This window comes from Shewanella sp. 10N.261.52.F9, assembly GCF_041471165.1.
GTDB classification, from domain to species: Bacteria; Pseudomonadota; Gammaproteobacteria; order Enterobacterales; family Shewanellaceae; genus Shewanella; species Shewanella marinintestina.
Window position 1 is genome coordinate 54,947 of record NZ_JBFRNX010000006.1, and the last position, 18,653, is coordinate 73,599.

Annotated in this window: 19 protein-coding genes; 10 read left to right on the plus strand and 9 right to left on the minus strand. The window is 42.4% G+C overall.

The features are described 5' to 3' along the window. Nucleotides 1-33: 33 nt before the first annotated feature. The gene (locus AB4298_RS04955) at nucleotides 34-681 is read right to left on the minus strand and encodes a DUF3306 domain-containing protein (RefSeq protein ID WP_371985893.1); all 648 of its coding nucleotides are present in this window, start codon (nucleotides 679-681) and stop codon (nucleotides 34-36) included. Beyond that, nucleotides 678-1,145, minus strand: coding sequence for a DUF3305 domain-containing protein (locus AB4298_RS04960; protein ID WP_248999703.1), 468 nt, complete (start codon nucleotides 1,143-1,145; stop codon nucleotides 678-680). Before AB4298_RS04960 ends, AB4298_RS04955 begins: the two co-directional genes overlap by 4 nt. Nucleotides 1,146-1,429: 284 nt before the next feature. Here AB4298_RS04960 and AB4298_RS04965 point away from each other — a divergent pair, with 284 nt between their 5' ends. Next, nucleotides 1,430-2,272, plus strand: a complete 843-nt coding sequence (locus AB4298_RS04965) for a formate dehydrogenase accessory sulfurtransferase FdhD (protein ID WP_371985927.1) — start codon at nucleotides 1,430-1,432, stop codon at nucleotides 2,270-2,272. 47 nt (nucleotides 2,273-2,319) lie between these two features. Continuing rightward, nucleotides 2,320-3,225 carry a substrate-binding domain-containing protein gene (locus AB4298_RS04970; RefSeq protein ID WP_248999705.1) on the plus strand — a complete coding sequence of 302 codons (906 nt, stop codon included), beginning with the start codon at nucleotides 2,320-2,322 and terminating at the stop codon, nucleotides 3,223-3,225. Nucleotides 3,226-3,248: 23 nt separating this feature from the next. Here the strand turns inward: AB4298_RS04970 and AB4298_RS04975 are convergent, their stop codons facing one another. The 3 genes from AB4298_RS04975 to AB4298_RS04985 form a co-directional block, all read right to left on the minus strand. After that, complete coding sequence (locus tag AB4298_RS04975; protein WP_371985894.1) at nucleotides 3,249-3,620, minus strand: nuclear transport factor 2 family protein; 372 nt, start codon at nucleotides 3,618-3,620, stop codon at nucleotides 3,249-3,251. 132 nt (nucleotides 3,621-3,752) lie between these two features. Beyond that, nucleotides 3,753-4,916 (minus strand): 23S rRNA (adenine(1618)-N(6))-methyltransferase RlmF, encoded by a 1,164-nt coding sequence (gene rlmF, locus AB4298_RS04980; protein ID WP_371985895.1) that lies wholly within the window; start codon nucleotides 4,914-4,916, stop codon nucleotides 3,753-3,755. Nucleotides 4,917-4,971: 55 nt separating this feature from the next. After that, the gene (locus AB4298_RS04985) at nucleotides 4,972-5,373 is read right to left on the minus strand and encodes a flagellar basal body-associated protein FliL (protein ID WP_248999708.1); all 402 of its coding nucleotides are present in this window, start codon (nucleotides 5,371-5,373) and stop codon (nucleotides 4,972-4,974) included. Between the two features lie 150 nt (nucleotides 5,374-5,523). Here AB4298_RS04985 and AB4298_RS04990 point away from each other — a divergent pair, with 150 nt between their 5' ends. Beyond that, nucleotides 5,524-6,084 (plus strand): chorismate--pyruvate lyase family protein, encoded by a 561-nt coding sequence (locus AB4298_RS04990; RefSeq protein WP_248999709.1) that lies wholly within the window; start codon nucleotides 5,524-5,526, stop codon nucleotides 6,082-6,084. 33 nt (nucleotides 6,085-6,117) lie between these two features. Here AB4298_RS04990 and AB4298_RS04995 read toward each other — a convergent pair whose 3' ends face one another. Then, nucleotides 6,118-8,283: an MGH1-like glycoside hydrolase domain-containing protein gene (locus AB4298_RS04995; RefSeq protein ID WP_371985896.1), complete on the minus strand. Its 2,166-nt coding sequence runs from the start codon at nucleotides 8,281-8,283 to the stop codon at nucleotides 6,118-6,120. A gap of 151 nt (nucleotides 8,284-8,434) precedes the next feature. Next, a complete protein-coding gene (locus tag AB4298_RS05000; RefSeq protein ID WP_248999711.1) occupies nucleotides 8,435-9,031 on the minus strand; it encodes a YhgN family NAAT transporter in 597 nt (198 codons plus the stop codon). A 217-nt stretch (nucleotides 9,032-9,248) separates the two neighbouring features. Between AB4298_RS05000 and AB4298_RS05005 the strand changes: the two genes are divergently transcribed. Beyond that, a complete protein-coding gene (locus tag AB4298_RS05005; RefSeq protein WP_371985897.1) occupies nucleotides 9,249-10,835 on the plus strand; it encodes a metal transporter in 1,587 nt (528 codons plus the stop codon). Between the two features lie 81 nt (nucleotides 10,836-10,916). Beyond that, on the plus strand, nucleotides 10,917-11,684 hold the full coding sequence (locus AB4298_RS05010) for an NRDE family protein (RefSeq protein WP_371985898.1): 768 nt from the start codon (nucleotides 10,917-10,919) through the stop codon (nucleotides 11,682-11,684). A gap of 155 nt (nucleotides 11,685-11,839) precedes the next feature. Here AB4298_RS05010 and AB4298_RS05015 read toward each other — a convergent pair whose 3' ends face one another. Continuing rightward, the gene (locus tag AB4298_RS05015; RefSeq protein ID WP_248999714.1) at nucleotides 11,840-12,262 is read right to left on the minus strand and encodes a YybH family protein; all 423 of its coding nucleotides are present in this window, start codon (nucleotides 12,260-12,262) and stop codon (nucleotides 11,840-11,842) included. Between the two features lie 124 nt (nucleotides 12,263-12,386). Here AB4298_RS05015 and AB4298_RS05020 point away from each other — a divergent pair, with 124 nt between their 5' ends. Together AB4298_RS05020 and AB4298_RS05025 are read left to right on the plus strand one after the other, a co-directional pair. After that, nucleotides 12,387-12,938, plus strand: coding sequence for a lysophospholipid acyltransferase family protein (locus AB4298_RS05020; protein ID WP_248999715.1), 552 nt, complete (start codon nucleotides 12,387-12,389; stop codon nucleotides 12,936-12,938). 77 nt (nucleotides 12,939-13,015) lie between these two features. Next, nucleotides 13,016-13,642 carry a LysE family translocator gene (locus AB4298_RS05025; protein ID WP_248999716.1) on the plus strand — a complete coding sequence of 209 codons (627 nt, stop codon included), beginning with the start codon at nucleotides 13,016-13,018 and terminating at the stop codon, nucleotides 13,640-13,642. An 82-nt stretch (nucleotides 13,643-13,724) separates the two neighbouring features. On the opposite strand, the gene AB4298_RS05030 is transcribed toward AB4298_RS05025, so the two are convergent. Beyond that, nucleotides 13,725-14,978 carry a mechanosensitive ion channel family protein gene (locus AB4298_RS05030; RefSeq protein ID WP_248999717.1) on the minus strand — a complete coding sequence of 418 codons (1,254 nt, stop codon included), beginning with the start codon at nucleotides 14,976-14,978 and terminating at the stop codon, nucleotides 13,725-13,727. Nucleotides 14,979-15,166: 188 nt separating this feature from the next. Between AB4298_RS05030 and AB4298_RS05035 the strand changes: the two genes are divergently transcribed. The 3 genes from AB4298_RS05035 to AB4298_RS05045 all read left to right on the plus strand — a co-directional run bounded on the left by AB4298_RS05035 (nucleotide 15,167) and on the right by AB4298_RS05045 (nucleotide 18,491). Next, the gene (locus tag AB4298_RS05035; protein WP_371985899.1) at nucleotides 15,167-15,703 is read left to right on the plus strand and encodes a TonB-dependent receptor; all 537 of its coding nucleotides are present in this window, start codon (nucleotides 15,167-15,169) and stop codon (nucleotides 15,701-15,703) included. A gap of 326 nt (nucleotides 15,704-16,029) precedes the next feature. Then, nucleotides 16,030-17,181, plus strand: a complete 1,152-nt coding sequence (locus AB4298_RS05040) for an iron-containing alcohol dehydrogenase (RefSeq protein WP_371985900.1) — start codon at nucleotides 16,030-16,032, stop codon at nucleotides 17,179-17,181. Nucleotides 17,182-17,846: 665 nt separating this feature from the next. After that, a complete protein-coding gene (locus tag AB4298_RS05045) occupies nucleotides 17,847-18,491 on the plus strand; it encodes a DUF3157 family protein (RefSeq protein ID WP_371985901.1) in 645 nt (214 codons plus the stop codon). The last annotated feature ends 162 nt before the right edge of the window (nucleotides 18,492-18,653 follow it).

Here is an 18,653-nt window from a genome sequence, read left to right on the forward strand (position 1 = left end):
AATTTGTGGAATTAAAAACACTCTATAGTGACGTTAAACAACTTTTCCAGTTGGCACATCGCTGCTTTTTGGTTCATTTTGGGACAAGCTATCTTGCTGACCGTCCAAAATGTCCGATACTGCGTCAGTATCACTTAAAGATTTATTTTCAACAGAATTTTCAGCCGCAATCATCTCATCTGATACGTCTAATTCGTCTTGTTCTAACTTTTCTTCATCTTTGTCTTTAACCATATGACGGAAGACTTTTTTAGCGATTTCTGCCGATACATCTGGTGTTAGAAGAGGCTGATTACTGTAATCAAGAGCGTACTCAAGCAGTCCATCAATCTCATTATAGTGGGGCTGCTTCCAAAGGGCTTTTAGTGCTGCAGACTTAGTCGCTGGATCAACATTGGCGCCCATAAAGCTAGCAAAGCTGCCACCGACTTCGATTTTCTCAGGATCGGGTAGGTCCTCAGCAGTTAGAATTTTGTCAGGATCTGCTTCTACTCGTGTTTCATCAGTCGATTGTTGCAGAGCGTTTTCTGCAACTTGCTCTGATTCAGCTTGCTCTTGTGCTGCTAACGCCTGCTCTTCAGCCAACTTCTGCGCAGCCTCCTCTGCCGCAGCAACTTCTGCTTCTCCCTCAGCTTCTACCTGTTGCTTACGCAGGTTCCAGCGAGATAAAAAGCCGCTCATAGTCTATCTTCCGTATGATTTGTGCTTGGGCCTTCGTTCTTACGGCGGTTAACATGTTTGCGACGGTGTGCGCAAATTTCAACCTCGCCATGACGAGTAATAAAGGCTTCAATCCAGCAAGCAATAGCCTTCGGCATAGGAATGTTTAACACTGGTGTGTCTGCTTCTAAACAACCGGCCGCAACATTCTGATCGGCTGAAATTGCTACAGGCTTCCACTCGCCTTCTTCGTTTTCATCACAAACGATGTAAAGCATAGCGTTATCCATATCAATATTGATACGGTAACTACCGCGCTCATCTTTATGTAGCTCAAGTAGGACTAAGTTGGCACCCTCAGGTGCAGCGTGGGTAGCAGGAAGCATCTGATCGACTTCCCACTGTACTGAGGTCCATCTTCCGACTTGCTTCTCTGTCTTTTTAAGAGAAACGTACATTGGCCATTGGCTTTCGGTATGTTGCATTCAGTCTCCGTCTTGCCTGAGGTGGCTGCCGACATAGCAGTCCCACTAAATAAATTCTCCCTTAAGTTAAAGCAATATATGTGCCATACAATATCAATTAAATAGTTTGAACTAGATCAACTATTCCATCCAAAGACTAGGACATTTTGTCTAAATAGCAATTATAGGTAGGACATAAAAGGGCGACCCTAGCAGTAAAAATGTGATCAACCACTAACTTTAACTCCCTATACATTTAGGTATAGATATTGCTTAGTACTAGGCGCAATTATTTTCTTTATCAGATGATGGGTCATATGACAGCACATAAAAGCAATCCAAAGTTAATTAAAACCGATACTAACGTCCCTCTGACTATTGCGGTAACCGCAGTCAATGAGAATGGCGAAACCGTGGATAAATTCATTGCTTGTGAACGCCCCCTTACTGTTTATCTAAACTGGCAGCCAATTGTCACCTTAATGACATTAGGCGCGCGCGCCGAAGCCTTGTCTCTTGGATACCTTAAAAATCAAGGGTTTATATCTGACATCAATAAGTTAGAGTCTGTCATTGTTGATTGGGATGTAAACTCTGCTGCTATTATTACTGCTGAAAAAATTGAAAACCTAGATGAAAAGCTATCAGAAAAAACCGTAACTACGGGCTGCGGTCAAGGCACTGTTTATGGTGACTTTATGACAGGTCTAGATGATATTGAATTGCCGACACCACAGCTTAAACAAAGCATGATTTATAGCCTGTTAAAAAATATCAGCGCTTACAATGAAACCTATAAAAATGCTGGTGCTGTTCACGGTTGCGGCTTATGCCACCAAGATCAAATTGTTGGTTTTGTTGAAGATGTCGGCCGTCACAATGCAGTTGACACGTTAGCTGGCGAAATGTGGCTCAACCAAGATAGCGGTAACGACAAACTGTTTTATACCACTGGTCGCTTAACCTCTGAGATGGTGATTAAAGTTGCCAAGATGGGCATTCCAGTTGTGCTATCGCGCAGTGGTGCAACCCAAATGGGCTTAGAGCTGGCGCAGAAACTTGGCATCACTATGATCGCTCGTGCCAAAGGTCGCCACTTCTTAATTTATAACGGTGCAGAGAATATTGAATTTGATGCTCTTTCTTAAACCATACAACCTCAAGACAACCATAAATTGCGTGACAAGGATTAACAATGACTGAGCCGACTGAACTGATCTATATGAGTGCCAAGCAGGTATCTGAGTACCTAGATCTCAATGAGAAGAAAGTCTACTCAATGGCCAATGATCGCATTTTACCCGCCACTAAAATTACCGGTAAATGGTTGTTCCCAAAGATCTTGATTGATAGATGGGTGATGGACTCATGCCACAGCGGTATGCTGTCAGACCGTATGCACATCACGGGTAGTGACGATCCTTTGTTATCTATGCTAGTGGCAAGAATGATGTCGCAAGTCGGCAAAAGTGAGCTCATTAGTTACAGCTCAACTGGCTCACGCTTAGGTCTAGATCTATTGTCTCGCGGTTATGCTGATGTGTGTACTTTACATTGGGGCAGCGTGGAAGAGCGCAGCGTGCGTCACCCTGCACTATTACAGGGCTACGCTAACCACCAACAGTGGGTCATGGTTCACGGCTATACCCGTAAACAAGGCTTGATGATGCGGCCTGATATGCACCATCGCTGCCAAGAGTTGGACAAAGTGTCGCAACAGTCATGGCGCTGGGTAGCACGCCAAGCTGGTGCGGGTAGCCAACAACATTTAGAGCAATGGTTAATGAAGCAAGGCGCTTCTTTTGAAGAGTTGAACTCGAGCATTGTGGCTCAAAGTGAACGTGAACTGGCGGGGTACATTGCCCGTAACAATGCTGATATTGGTTTTGGTTGTCAGTCGGTCGCACTAGAAAGTGGCCTTAGCTTTGTACCGTTAGTCACTGAGTCATTTGATTTTGTGATGCCACAAGGCATTTACTTTAGACGTCAGCTACAGCGACTATTTAATTTACTGGCAGAGCCACAAACTCAGCAACTTGCAGCAACTTTAGGTGGGTATGACTTAACCGATTGCGGTAAATTACTCTGGAATGGTCAATAAGCTCTGCTTTTAGCCTGTCGAGATTAAAAGGGCTTACATTGAGTCCCTTGGTGAAACACTAATTGCCATAAATCTTGCTGCTTACGCCAAATAGAGCTACGAATAGAAAAGCTGATGACATTGTCATCGGCTTTTTTTAATTTAGCACGATAGGTGACTTGGCAAATATCCTCAGCTAACTCTCTCACTGCAAACTGACTCGACTCGATAAGTGGTGCCCGTTCATCTGGCAGCCTCGCTAGAATCTCTTGCTTTCCGAAACTACAGCCAGTAGCCGAAAACTCAATAAAGTCTTCGCTCACAAGTCGAGTTAATTCGGAGCAGGAGCTACGTACCTCCGGTTTTTGTAGGTACAGTTCTAGCTCTACAAGTAAGTTCTCTAGTCTGAAATTCACAATAGAATCCAACTATCCCCAATGAGAAGTGCTGATCTTAGTCTAGGATAAGTTTTGGATTTTTTAAAATAGCTCAAACGCTTATTTGGTTTTAAGCTAATCTATTTGTTTCAAAAGCTGTCAGCGCTAGCCCTATGCGTCGCGAAATTTTTGCCATTGGATCCGCTGCTCAGGTTTTAAAAACGTCCAAGCCAACACCCGAGTAATCTTGTTGCCTTGATGCATCTCAATTTCCTTCACTTCTGTCGCTTGGACTTGTTGCAGTAATCTCTTGGCGGGTTTAAGGTTATCCTTTTTAGACACTAAGGTGGTAAACCACAAGCACTGCGCCGCAAATTGACGACTCTCGTTAATCATCAACTTTAAAAATGCTTGCTCGCCTCCCTCACACCATAACTCCGCTTTTTGGCCGCCAAAATTAAGTACTGAATCTGATTTGTTTAAGCTCAATTTAGCAACTGGCTTTGCGGTACCTTTAGCCGCCTTATTTGCGGCAAGGTTTTTAAGCTTACGAGTGGTACCTTCACTAGCCTCGGCTAATGAAGCGTGAAATGGTGGGTTGCATAAAGTCACATCAAAACGTTCATTCGCTTGAATAATGCCACTAAAAACCTGCTGTACATTAGTTTGTAGTCTGGCACTAAACTTATTACTAATCTTATCGTTAGCATTAAAAATCTGCTGCGCATTATCAATTGATAGCGGGTCAACATCACTACCGACAAAATCCCACCCATAAGATTGAATACCTAAAAGCGGATAGATAACATTCGCCCCCGTGCCTATATCTAAAGCGCGAATCCTTGCCCCTGTCGCTAACCGTGTTTTATTACCGCTATCGACTGCTAATAGATCAGCAATGTAATGAATGTAATCAGCTCGTCCGGGGATAGGTGGACACAAGAAACCTGCAGGTATATCCCAATGTTCTACACCGTAATGCAGTTTTAATAGGCCTGCATTAAGCATTTTAACCGCTTGAGGATCGGCGAAATCAATTGATAAGTTGCCATAAGGATTAGGTTTAACGAACGGTGTTAACTTTGGAAATGCAGCGATAAGTGCCACAAAGTCATAACCATTATTATGTAAATTTCTTGGATGTAACGTTTTCGTTGGCTGTGAAGATTTTAACTTAGTATGAGCTGGCACTTGCTTACCCGCTTTAGCTTTAGCTTGAGTTTTAGCTGTAAAGCTCCCAACCTTTGCACGTTTTTTATCGGCAGGCTCACGTTTAGGTGTCGAAGCCTTAGTCGGCTTGTTAACTGCATTAGCAGATTTGTTTTTTTGGTTCATGATTTAACGCACTGACACCTAAAAGAACACAAACACAATCGTATTTGCATCAAAATTAATCGTATAGATACTTAGTAAACAGCAAATTAACCACTAAAGGCTCACCCACTTCTTGCTCTAAAAGACGGTTTATCATTTCATAGCATTCACGACGGATCTCTTCTTTACCCGTTAATGATTTGACCTTGTCTTCGGTTTGGTTACCCAATATTTCAACAATAGCAGCTCGTAAAAGTGGATCGTGTCGCTCAAGGCTCACGAGTTGCTCAGGCTTTTTAACCATAAGTTCAACGCTGATCCTGACATAGCCAAGCTTCTTTCTATTGGCAATATAGTTAGTCACGATCTCAGGCTCAAAGCCATAGTAAGCGTATTCTTCTAGTGCTTTGTCGTCTGCAGCAAATACATTGATACTGCTAGATAGCAGTAAAAGTAATACAGCGATGATTATTTTCATTTTACACTGACTCCCTAGTCTAGATTCGATGAGATAACTTCTGTCCATGTACTTTAACGCCATCATCAACGGCCAAAACTGACAATGTCTACCTGCAACGCTACGGGCATGCTAGACTGCTTCGGTTTGCTGTATTGTACCGAGAATTAGATGACTGTGACTAGGTTAAGCTTTCCTTATGGTGAATCAATCCAATGGTTTTCACCAGAAAAAATCACCAACTTACCCAAGCAGCCCTTTCAAGAGTGGCTATTAAGCACGTGTAGCTTAACCCAAAAACTCAAAAAACAGTGCCAGCACTTTGAAGTCAAAATTCTTGGCGAAGACACTTTGGCTCCATTAGAAGAATCTTTTGGCAACAAAAGTATGTGGGTGAGAGAAGTATTGCTGATTTTAGATGGAACACCTTGGGTCTTTGCCCGTACTTTAATTCCCGGTGAACTACTCGAGAAAAAACAGCAAGAATTTTTAGGCCTAGGCGTTAGACCACTAGGTGAACTTCTCTATTCTGCCGACGAATTTACACCGGGAAAAATCGAAGTCGCCCACTTTGAAGCGTGTTGTAAGATAGCCAAATTAGCCGAGTCACTGCAGCAAGATGTTAGCGGCCCGCTTTGGGGGCGTCGCCGCTACTTTCAATATGAAACCGAACAATTGGTTGTGAGTGAGGTTTTCTTACCTGCCGCGCAACAGGCAATTGAAAAACTATAACTTTACCTATTTAAAACGCCCTAATATGGGCGTTTAGTCAGCATTATCTATATTGTTTAACCATGACTGGTAAATCAGTAATAGCACCGAAGCCGACCAGCTAAAGTTAGTACAATGCAACCCCTCTCCAGTAAGTGGGTGGTAATTCTCTCGAATTGGACTTTGCCCTAATATCCCTTCCCCCTGACTAATCAGTTGGTTTGCCAGTAACCGCGCCTGTGATCGATAACCGTAGCGCTCTATCCCTTGCAACCCAAATAGCGCCTGATCTAACCAAACCGGGCCACGCCAATATTGAGCAGCCGCGAAATTAGGGCTGTCGGCGCTAACGGTCGGAAACGGAATTAGAGTACCAAACTGGTTTTTAGCTAAATGGCGTTCAACAATAATCTTCGCTTGAGCATTACTAGCAGCGCCGGCCCATAAGGGCAACCAGCCTTCAACACCTTTTCCTTGCGCGATCATTAATTGGCTGCCAGTTGCGCTATAACGAATATCATAGAAAAACCCTGACTCAGGATCGTACATTTGCATCTGGATCTGCTTAGCTAACCTAGTCGCTTCAACATCCCACCTCTGCACATCCGCATAATTCAATACTTCTGCTATCTGCTGTAAAAAGCGCTTTTCAGCATACAGATAGGCATTCAGATCAACAGACTCCTGCGACACAGAGTAACCAACCAGCTGATCCGCACGGCTGTTTTGCCATATCGACAACTCACCATCAACATCAAACCTTGGCGCGTTATCCATTCCAGACTCCCATGCAGCAGCCTCAATAACAGCTTCAATATTAACTGTGCCGTCTTGATTCAAATGCATTGGATGTAAATTAGCACCGTACTCAGCAAGACCGTTATTATTGTTGTCTCTGTTGTGATACCACCACTCATGATAAGCCACTAATTTGGGGTACATCTCTTTTAAAAAGGTTAAATCTTTATCTTGCAGATATATTTGCCATACTGCCCAAGCGGCTAGTGGAGGCTTGCCGTTACGTTCATTCCAATTGCCGCCTTTGCCACCACGCTCTGCGTCTTTATTATAAAAAATCGCATCGGGTAAATTGCCTGCATCTTGTGGCCTAACTGGATCTTGCGCGGTAAATTGGTAATCAAACATAGCGCGCACATTGGATTTGGCTAAATCAGTATCGAAACGAGCTAAAGCCACAGCCTGCTTCCAGGTGTCCCAAGCCCAAACACCATTAAACCATTTGTAGGTAATTGATGGTGTGACCGCATCATGTAAAATAGCACCAGCAGGACTACGCCAATTATGCAGCAGGGTCATCATACTTTTTACAGCTAGTTGGCGTACATTTTTATCGCCACCTTGCATAAGATTATCAAGCCTTGCCTGCCACTTACTGCGATTATTAATAAGCTGAGTTTCAATCAGCTGCCAATCAGGCTGTTTATGTGCGATACGCTCTGCTTGAGTATGAAAATAGCGCTGAGCCGATAAAAAACTATGCCGTTCTCCTGCTTCGATAACTATAGGCTCTGCAATGGCACCATAACCTGATTTGTCGTTCGGCATAATGTTAATATCACGATCAAACCATAACTCATACTCGGCATCCGCCAATTGGATCTGCCAAGTATCCATTACTGGGTTAAGTTGCCAGCGAATATAGTTTGCAGTGGTTTGTACTTGTTTTACTAAGTCATAACTCGGTAGCGAGGGGGGCGAAACAAAGGGAGTACCATGCCAGACAAGTTGCCAATTTTGTGGCTTATGAGACAGATTTATTAACTCGGTACGGATCACTGCGGTGCGGTTATCACTATAACTTAGGCTTAAATTAACCTGCAGATCTGACCAAGTAAATGACTGAACCAGACCATCAGGCTGGCTGTAGATCTCAACCTTACTAGCACTTTCAAATGCAATAAACTCGTCTTTATCTAAATTAATTAACTGCAAACGCTGCAAGCTATCGCTTAGATGCAGGCTGTATTCTTGTGCAATGAAAAGTGGTCCAGTAAAACTGCCATAATAATCAGCATTATCGGGCAGGTGAAAACCATGCCAAGCCCCCATATCGGTATAGACAGAACCTATTGCTAAATTACCTTTAGCATCTCTAGCTTCCATTGATGCTGGCGTGCCCTGATAAGGCAGTAAATTGTGATAGTCAGGAGAGTCGATACTCGAAAGGCTAGCAATACACAGTAAAAGGCAGTTAAGCATGAGTTTTTATTTTTTTGGATATTATATCCAGAGTATTGCAGGCTAAATTTTGTTCTGCAAGCTCATTCAGCGCAACCACTGCGCCAATAATCATAGTAACCAAAGCTGACTTGGCGTAGTTACCGAGCCAACTTAAATCGAATTACGCGGTTTAAAGGCCGGTATGGCTAATATAATTGGCCACACCATCAAGGAACATTTGCACCGAAATCATCACTAAAACCATCCCCATCAATCGCTCAACCGCTGTTAGGCCTTTCTCGCCTAAAACTTTGGTAAATAGCTTATAGAATAATAAAATCACCGCACTGGCTCCCCATGCGGATAACAAAGCTATGGTCCAGTCAGTCATTCGAGTGCTGTCGGTGTGTGCCAATAAAATGAGTGCAGCTAACACCGATGGGCCAGCCATCAAAGGAATCGCCATTGGTACAATAAAAGGCTCTTCACCTGCAGCTAAACCAACTACTCCACCGGGTTGCGGGAAGATCATACGGATAGCTATAAGGAATAAAATAATACCGCCCGCAATACTAACGGACTCAGTACGTAGGTTAAGGAAGCTTAAAATGGCTTCACCGGCAAACAGAAATAACATCATAATCACCAGCGCTATCAGCAATTCCCTGATCAACACTCGTCGACGTTTTTTCGGTTCAATATGGCGTAGTATGGACGCGAATATAGGTAAGTTACCTAACGGATCCATAATAAGAAATAACATGACTGCGGCTGAGAAAGTATCCATAGATAAATGATTCTAATCGTCGTAAAAGGTAATGTTCTATACTGCGTTACCGACAAACTAACAAATAACCAGCAACTAACACCATAAAAATTCACAATATACTTTAATTAGCTGTGACTGAATATCAATGTAAATTAAACATTGCGCTCTGCTAATTCGTTACAACACTGGTATACTATGGCGTTTTTTTCGCGCTGCCAGTTTAATTTGGAACTCAATGCTGTATCTCATAGCTAGCTGTATTGCACTATTACTCGGTCCACTGTTTTACCGATTCTTTTCGGAAGGTAATGGACTACAAAAAGGCCTAGACGGATTTATTTTCGTATCTCTGGGCGGCTTAGTGCTGATCCATATTCTGCCAGAACTACTAGAACATGGCGGATTCCTTGCGATTGTCTTTGTGATAATAGGCATGTGGGGGCCAACCCTCAGTGAGAAACTGTTCCATCGTTATTCAGAAGTGACCCATAACCTAACCCTATTTTTAGGTATTGGTGGCTTGCTGCTGCATACCATTACTGATGGTGGCGCAATGATCTTAGCGCAGCAAGAAGGTAACTCGCCTTTGCTAGCGCTAGGTATTATTTTACACAGGCTACCCGTGGGTGTTGCTATTTGGTGGCTGCTTAAACCGCAACTTGGCAGCCGCTGGGCGATGGCAGTGCTGGCCGCAATGATGCTACTAACTGGCTTTGGTTACTTTGCTGGCGAGCAACTACTGTCTCATTTAAGCCTTGAAAATACTGTTTACTTACAAGCATTTGTAACTGGCTCTATTTTGCATGTAGTGCTGCATCAGCCTCATGGTTCGCCAGATACAGATAAGCAAGGCAAGTTTGAATACCAAGCAGGTATTGGTAGCTTACTCGGTATTGTATTGCTGGTTTTATTATTGATGATGGATTCAGGTGGCCACGAGCATCACCACCATAGCCATTCTACCGAACATTTACTCGACTGGATGCTGACCATAGCGCCAGTACTATTACTTGCTTATGCCGTAGCAAGCTTGCGTTATCACTTTGGCCTTACGCCGCATAATAAGCAGCTTAGTCGTCTTTGGTTACAACGTCTGCTCGGCCCAGAAGCCATTATTATCACTGGTTTATTACTAGGCCCTATGTTTGCTTTACTACAGGCAGTCTCGGTATTGGCAATTGGTTGGCAGCTAACCCGTTGCAATGTTGAACCTACCGATCCTCACGACCATCTACCCAATTCAGCATGGCGTTTTGGCTTCGCGCATTTAGTCGATAGAAGCGCCCCGTGGATTTTACTAAGCTTAGTGTTAGCTAACTTAATTGGTCACCCAGCAGTACCGTTATCAAGCCCGCTAGTGCAAGTAATCGTACTACTTTTAGTGTTCTTACCAATGCGCTTCTGTAATTTAGGCGCGGCAGTATTATCACTATCATTAGCTTATAGTGGCTGGACAACAACAGCGGTGATGTTGCCATTAATCGCAGCACCAATATTTAATTTAGCCCAGTTGAAACTGATGAATTGGACACAAAAAGCTAGCCTCTTTGCGCTGCTTATCGCCTTACTAGGTGCAATTGAGTTATTACATCCTAAATGGCAAGCCATGGTGCATTTGCCTGCAATGCTAAACAATATCTGTTTAGTCATAGTGGCTATTTTATTTGCAACTAGCTTGCTTAGATTAGGGCCTCGTAAGTTCTTAAGCCGATTAATGTTGCTTAAGCCAAAAACACATGCCCATTCACATGATCACGGACATTCGCACGCCAACGAGCATAGCCATAGCCATGATGAGCACAAACATAAGCATCATCACTAGTACCAAGTCTCACTATAGGTTCTAGCTTTTCTAAGTCATGGGGATTAGTCTTTAGCCATGACTTAGAATCGAGCAGCCTATATGTGCATACTATTTGTAGCGCTACAAACCCATCCACAATATCCGTTAATCATCTGTGCAAATAGAGACGAATTTCATCATAGACCCACAGAAGCCGCCCATTTTTGGCCAGAACAAGCATCATTATTAGCAGGTAAAGATCTAGAAGCTGGCGGCACTTGGCTAGGAGTTAGTCAACAAGGGAAAATGGCTGGTCTTACTAATATCCGCGCACCTGAATTGAATCAAAATGATATGAAAAGCCGCGGTGAGTTAGTGCTAAAAGCCTTAACGGCCGATGGAATCAACCATCAATGGTTACAAGACTATAGTCGTTTCTATAATCCTTTTAATCTACTTTTTGGTGATGAAAATCTACTACAATGCTTTGACAGCCGCAGCAAAACACTAATACAACTTAGCCCTGGATATCACTCTATTAGCAACGGTGCACTTGATGATATTTGGCCCAAAATGGCCCGTGGTACACAAGCAATAGAGCAACATCTTTCTACTAACCTTAAGCCCGATGTTGATGCCCTGCTATCCATTATGACAGACAATACTCAAGCCCCTGATACAGAACTGCCAACTACAGGTGTCAGCCTAGAATGGGAACGCCATCTATCGTCGATTTACATTAAGCATCAAGAATACGGTACCCGCTCAACCAGCATTATTCTAAAAGATCAGCAAGGAAAGCTGCATTTCACGGAGGTGAGATATGACGGCAAAGGCCGTAACTTGGGTAGAGAAGAGTTCTTTATCGAACCGAATATTCTCGCTTAATTTAGGTCTTTTGCGTTGGTCTGACGTAGCGAAGCGTTGCCAATCAGCCAAAGTGAACCAAAAACCAGTACTGCGGTAGCTAATAGAAATGCCATAACAACTCCTTTTTATTTCAAATCGAGCTAAGCTGGTTCCCGTTATTCAGTCGAACTGGCTTAATCTGAAGTATGGTCATGGGTTATCACCCAGCGGTCATCAATTTTCTCAACGAGTAAAGTAAACACGCCGTTAGGATTATCTTTAGCGCGTTCTAATGACCAGCGGCCAACCACTATCGCGGCGTAATTACTGAGCATTTTAGTTTCTTTAATCGTGAAGGTCAGCGTGCCTAAGGTCGCTTTATCTGGATAGTGTTTCTTATAGGCAGCAAGCGTTTCTTCCCAGCCATAACGAAATTTACCATTAGAAACGAAACGCATTTTTTCGTTATTCCAATAGCCTTGCATATAGGCATCTAAGTCACCGCGGTTCCATGCAGCTTCTTGTTCGGCCAAAATACTCGCAATATCATCTGTTGGTACCGCATTGACGTTAAAAGCTAAGCACAACAATACGACACTAATTGCTTTTTTAAACATTGCCACTCTCCAGTCTGGCTTTATTGGGTGTACTATACCTTAATTAAGCGTCTTACAACCTAACAATTGGCCAAAGCCGCATATAGCAACAATACTCCATAAAAAGGCCTGAAGGTTTCATTATATGTTTCAAATATTTTGTAAAGGGCTGTTTAAGCTCATTGGCTGGAAGATCTCCGGCGACTTACCCAAAGATAAACAGTTTATTGCGATTGTCGCACCACACACGAGTAACTGGGATTTTATTATCGGCGTCATCGCCCGCGGTGTTTTAGGTGCGCAAATTAACTTTTTAGGTAAACACCAACTGTTTATTCCGCCTTGGGGCTGGTTCTTTAAGGCTATTGGTGGCACACCTGTAGATAGACGTAAAAGTAATAACCTCGTTGATGCTGTAGCTGATCTATTTAAAACTAACCCTAAATTTAGTTTAGCCTTAGCCCCTGAAGGCACTCGTAGCCCAGTCACTCGCTGGAAAACAGGTTTTTACCATATCGCTAATAAGGCTCAAGTCCCAATTGTTACCGTCGGCTTGGATTTTGCTAAAAAAACCGTAGTTATTGCTGATGGTAAAATGCCTACTGGTGATATTGAGCAAGATATGAATGAAATCATCGACTTTTATCGCTCGATCGAAGGTCGTCACCCTAAACTCATTCCCGATTTTACCCTTTAACTACCTACCGAGACAATTGCCTAAATTATGACTGGCGGCTATAGTGCTGCCAGTCTTTTAAAATTGTATAAAATCCTATGAGCTTCGATACCTGGTTACTCTACCTTTTTGCCATCTTATTAATTGCCGTTTCACCGGGTACGATGGCAGTTTTATCTATGGGCCATGGCATTCATTACGGTAAAAGCCGCAGCATAGCTACAGCATTTGGCAGTGTCACTTCAGCGTTAATATTGATGATGGCATCTGCAGCAGGTTTAGGTGCATTACTCAGTGCAACTGAATATGGCTTTACTATTTTAAAATGGTGTGGCGCAGCTTACCTGCTATTTTTAGGGGTAAAACTCTTACTCACTAAAGGCGATGGCAAAGGCTTAGAGCTCAAAAATATTGAAGGGAAAGGTACGCCAAAGCAGCTATTTAAACAGGCTTTTTTCGTCGGTATTAGTAATCCAAAAGATCTACTTTTCTTTGCTGCGCTATTTCCACAGTTTATTGATATCGGTGCGCCACAAGGACCACAGCTAGCCATTTTGGCCACGACTTGGGCCGTGGTTGATTTTAGCTTTGTGATGATTTACGCCAGCATGGCTAACGTATTAGCACCAACACTTAAATCAAGTAATAAACTGCATTGGTTTGATAGAACCAGCGGTGGTGTATTTGTGGCTCTAGCAGCTATTTTAGTTTCTCGAGAAAACTAATACAAAGTTAAGCAGAAAAATAGCCCACAAATAAGCCAGCATTAAGCTGGCTTATTTGTATTGGTTGCGGGCTAACACACCGTTAATGTCTTAAGCTGCGAATATCTGCTCCAGTTGGACCTTGATAAACCCTTAAATCGAACTCTGGCAATATGGCAAAGATATGATCAAAGATATCTGCCTGAATCCCTTCATAAAATTCCCAGCGCGTATCATTAGTAAAAATATACAGTTCAATCGGTACCCCGAGTTCTGTTGGCGCTAGTTGGCGCACCATCAAGGTCATATCTTTACGAATTTTATCATGCTGAGTTAAGTACTCTTGGATATAAGCTCTGAATGTACCTAAGTTAGTTAAATGACGACTATTAACATACATTTCAGCATCTTCAACTTGAGCGTTATAGGTAATGATTTCTGCCGACTTTGATGAGAAATAATCTTTAAGGTAGTTAATCTTACTCAAACTGCGCATGTCGCTTTCAGTTAAAAAACGCACCGATTGAATATCGATTTGCACCGCACGTTTAATACGACGCCCACCAGATTCAGACATACCGCGCCAGTTTCTAAACGAGCCGGACGTTAATGAGTATGCAGGCAACATAGTCAGGGTCTGGTCAAAATTACGCACTTTAACTGTGGTTAACGACACCTCTTCTACCGTACCATTAGCACCGTAATTATCCATTTCAATCCAATCACCAGGGCTAACCATGCGATTAGCCGCTAACTGAATACCTGCGACAAAGCCTAAAATGGTATCTCTAAATACCAACATGACTAAACCGGTCGCGACACCTAAACCACTTAAGAAATACACTGGAGACTGGTCGGCCAACACCGAGATAGAGATGATGATAGCCACAAAGAACATAAACAGCTTAGCCAGCTGCACAAAGCTCTTAATCGGTAGTCGACGGCTCACTAAATTATAATCAGCAATTTCATTGGCAGCGTCCAATGCGCTATAAATCGCGCGGACGAACAACACCACAATAGTCACATCTAGAAATCGGTCACTCAGACTACTAAGCACCTTATGATCATTTAGTGCCAATGGCAGCAAGATGTTTAGGATAAGAATCGGCACCATAATAGCCATCTTTTCCAGCACCTGGTGGCGCATAAAGATGTCGTCCCAATGGGCTTTTGAACGTTGGATCACCAAGTTCATGGTGGTAACCACACCACGTTTAACAAAAAAATAAGCAGCGAAAGCAATAATTAAACACGCTATCACCATAATAGTGCTTGAGATACCATCTGAAGGCTGGGTATCTATGCCCATATTAGTTAACCACTGAGCAATTCCCGCTCGTAACTCTTGGTCCAAAACCTTTCTCCTACTGCGCTAAATTTTGCGCATCAAACTATTTAAAACCAGCCTACATCATCACAAAGCAATAACAACATAGGTGTTACAAATATCTATTATTTCAGTCATTTTAGCACTGTTGGTTGACTGTAAACCAAAGATTCACAACAATCTATCGCCATAAGTCTGACGTTGGAGAAAGAAGCATGATTAGATTATTGCTAGCTAGCTTAATCGCTTGTTGTAGTGTTAACGCTATGGCCAATGATTTTAGCCTGGAAACAGAAACTAAACCCGCTCCAGTTATGGCTATAACTTTAGACTATATTCCAGCGACTGAAGATATGTATGGCATCACTTTCGCTCCGCGCCACTATGATCGCGACTATGCCAATTGGGGATACTACATTGGTTATGCCCAAAGTCAGAAAGAAGACGTTTATGTTGAGCCACCGGGTGAAGCTTATACTAAAGACTCGCTATGGCGCTTTGGCCTGAGTTATACATTGACTACAGATTTAAGCATCTATGGCGGCGCAGCCGCCTATACAACAGAGTTTTCTTCAACCACTAACATTGTGCCTTATGTCGTCGGTGCAGAACCCGTTTGGGAAACCGATAAAGACACCACTTGGGGCGCAGAAATCGGTCTACGCTACGTCATAGGCAAACACTTTATGATAGGTGCCGGATATAACTCCGCTACCGAATCTGCAGTAATCAGCATTGGTTACTCAATGTAGCCAGCCATAGGATAGCAACTCATCACCAACCAAATCGCCCCTTTATATTATTATAAATCTGCCTGCTAGCTCAGGCAGCCATTTCCTCTAGTTTAAATCAAGCTTACGCCTAACCTCGACAAATCATAAATAGCTGCAAGCTCATTATTACCTATTAGTAAAAATCATTTTCAATTTGAGCTAATTATCATTTCAAATGGAAAGAGTAAACTCTGCTCCATCGATTGAGCACTGCCCGTTACGGCAGGTGCTTTAGTCAATTTTTTTATTCTCAATCTATCCAGTTTTTTATTTAACAAATTAATTTTAAAACTTAAGGAAATATTATGAGCAGCGTATTTTACATGCCTCCTATGACTCTTATGGGCCAAAACGCAATTCAATCTCTAGGCGCAGAGCTAGCAAACAAAGAGCTAAGCAAAGCGCTTATTGTTACCGACAGCGTACTAGTTGAAATTGGCTTAGTTAATCGACTAACTGATGAACTTAAAAGCCATAACATCAACTTTGCGATTTATGATGGTGTAAAACCAAACCCAACTGAAAAAAACATCGAAGATGGCCTTACGCTACTTGCACAAGAAAACTGTGACTTTGTTATTTCATTTGGTGGTGGTTCATCACACGACGCGGCCAAAGGTATTGCATTAGTTGCTGCAAACGGTGGCCATATTCGTGACTACTCAAAAGGTGTACACACATCTAAAAAGCCACAATTACCACTAGTGACCATTAACACTACCGCAGGTACTGCGTCTGAAATGACCGTATTTGCCATCATCACTAACGAAGCTGATGAAACTAAATACCCTGTAGTTGATAAGCACTTTACCCCAATTATTGCGGTAAACGATTCAGAGCTTATGGTCGCTATGCCTAAGTTCCTGACTGCTGCAACCGGTATGGACGCACTAACTCACGCTGTTGAAGCCTATGTTTCTACTGCAGCAACGCCAATTACTGATGCCTCTGCTATCAAGGCAATTGAGTTAATCTCACAGAACTTAGCGACTGCTGTTGAAAACGGTGAAGATCGCCAAGCTCGTGATGCTATGCAATACGGTGAATACCTTGCAGGTATGGCCTTCTCTAACGCTTCACTTGGTTATGTGCACTCTATGGCACACCAACTCGGTGGTGTTTACGACTTAGTACACGGTCTATGTAACGCAATTCTTCTTCCAGAAGTATCACGTTTCAACGCGGTAGCCACACCTGCACGTTTTATTGATATCGCTAAAGCTATGGGCCTAGATGTATCTAACATGACTCAAGAGCAAGCCATTGAAGCCGGTATTGCCGCAATCGAAGCGCTTTCGCAACAAGTGGGTACAGCACAACGCCTAGCAGACTTAGGGGTTACTGAAGATAAACTCGCATTTATGGCGCAAAATGCCCTAAACGACGCATGTTCTTTAACTAACCCGCGTAAAGCAAGCCTTGAAGAAATTATCGAAATTTTTAAAGCACGTTTATAAGCATTAGCCTACGCAATTAAAATATTTATCAACATAAAAAGGGAAGGCATAGCCTTCCCTTTTTTTATAATAACTCTCTATAAAACTTAGCCTCAGACCATAATATGCAAAACCACCACTTAAGATTTAATTAAAGTAATTAAATACACGACAATAAAACACAGAACCTTTAGCCTGATACTTTCCAGCTTTAAAAGAATTGAAGGGTGTATTACCAGAATAATTGTGTTGGGTAAAAAATGAATTATCCACATGCATACATGAAACGCTATAGTCAGCGGTTCTTATTGCACCGATAACCACACTGATAACTATCACTAATACTTGAAAAGTGATAATTGTAGCTATCGTCCATTTAAGTAACTTCATGCTTCCCTTTCTTTAGCAAACTAGATAGTTTAATCGCCTTAAAATTAATAATTTAAGCTAGCGTTAAAATTGCTTTCGAGTGTAATCGATAGCATAAATCGCATCCACGGCTAAAAGCCCCTGCTCAGCGAAAAGAGTGTTTTGCGCATACATAACAACACAGAACATCGCTGTATCTGTGCGAAATGGCAACTCATGCAGAAACCTCGCATATGACAATATTCTGAATCTAACCGGTATTAATCCAACGCTAGTTTGTCTATGCTAGAGCAATCAACTTAAATAGGTTAATTGCCATGTATAAAGCCCTACGAATCTACGCCTCTATAGCGTTACTAATCAGCTCCATTCCAGCCTTTGCTGCAGAGGTGACAAGAGTCACCCTAGAGAATGGTGCTACCGTAAAGCTCAATGATGATTTCACTTGGGAATACGTTATTTTAGAAAGCCAAGCTAAGCCAGATGCCGCAGTACCAGTAACTTTACCTGCAACTGTTGCTGCAGCTTCGACGGTAGAAAATACCGCAGCAACAATTACCGAAAATGCTCCAAATTCTGCAACTAAAGAAACACTCACTTCTAGCGCTATCGCTCAATCTGCCCTACTTAAATCCACTGCCAAAAGCGGTGTAAAAATCAGTTTTGCTAATAGCCAGTGGGATGATGATGGCCGTCTAGGACTTACCTTTGAACTCAGTAGTAATAGCCCAGAACACTATGTCATGATCGAACTTGAAATTAGCTTGTTTGCTGACTCAGGTCTTCTGATTAAGAAAGAGGATGTTAAAGCATGGCAGGCCATTTTTAGAATGCCAGACTCCTACTTGCGTAAAGGCCAAACTCGCGAGAGTCGCGTATTTTGGATAGAAGGCATCGACAAGAAGCAGTGGACAAAACAGTTAATGAGCTTAAAAATGGGTGAGATGGATTCACGTATGTAATACCTTTCCAAACACAAGTTCAACCAATAGAACAATAAAAGCCTGCTTAGTTTATCCAAGCAGGCTTTTTTATATTTTACTCCCACACTCTAGTCAGATTATTATTAAATATTTTTTATTTTACAAACCAAAATCATGATAAAAATTTATTATAAAAACAAA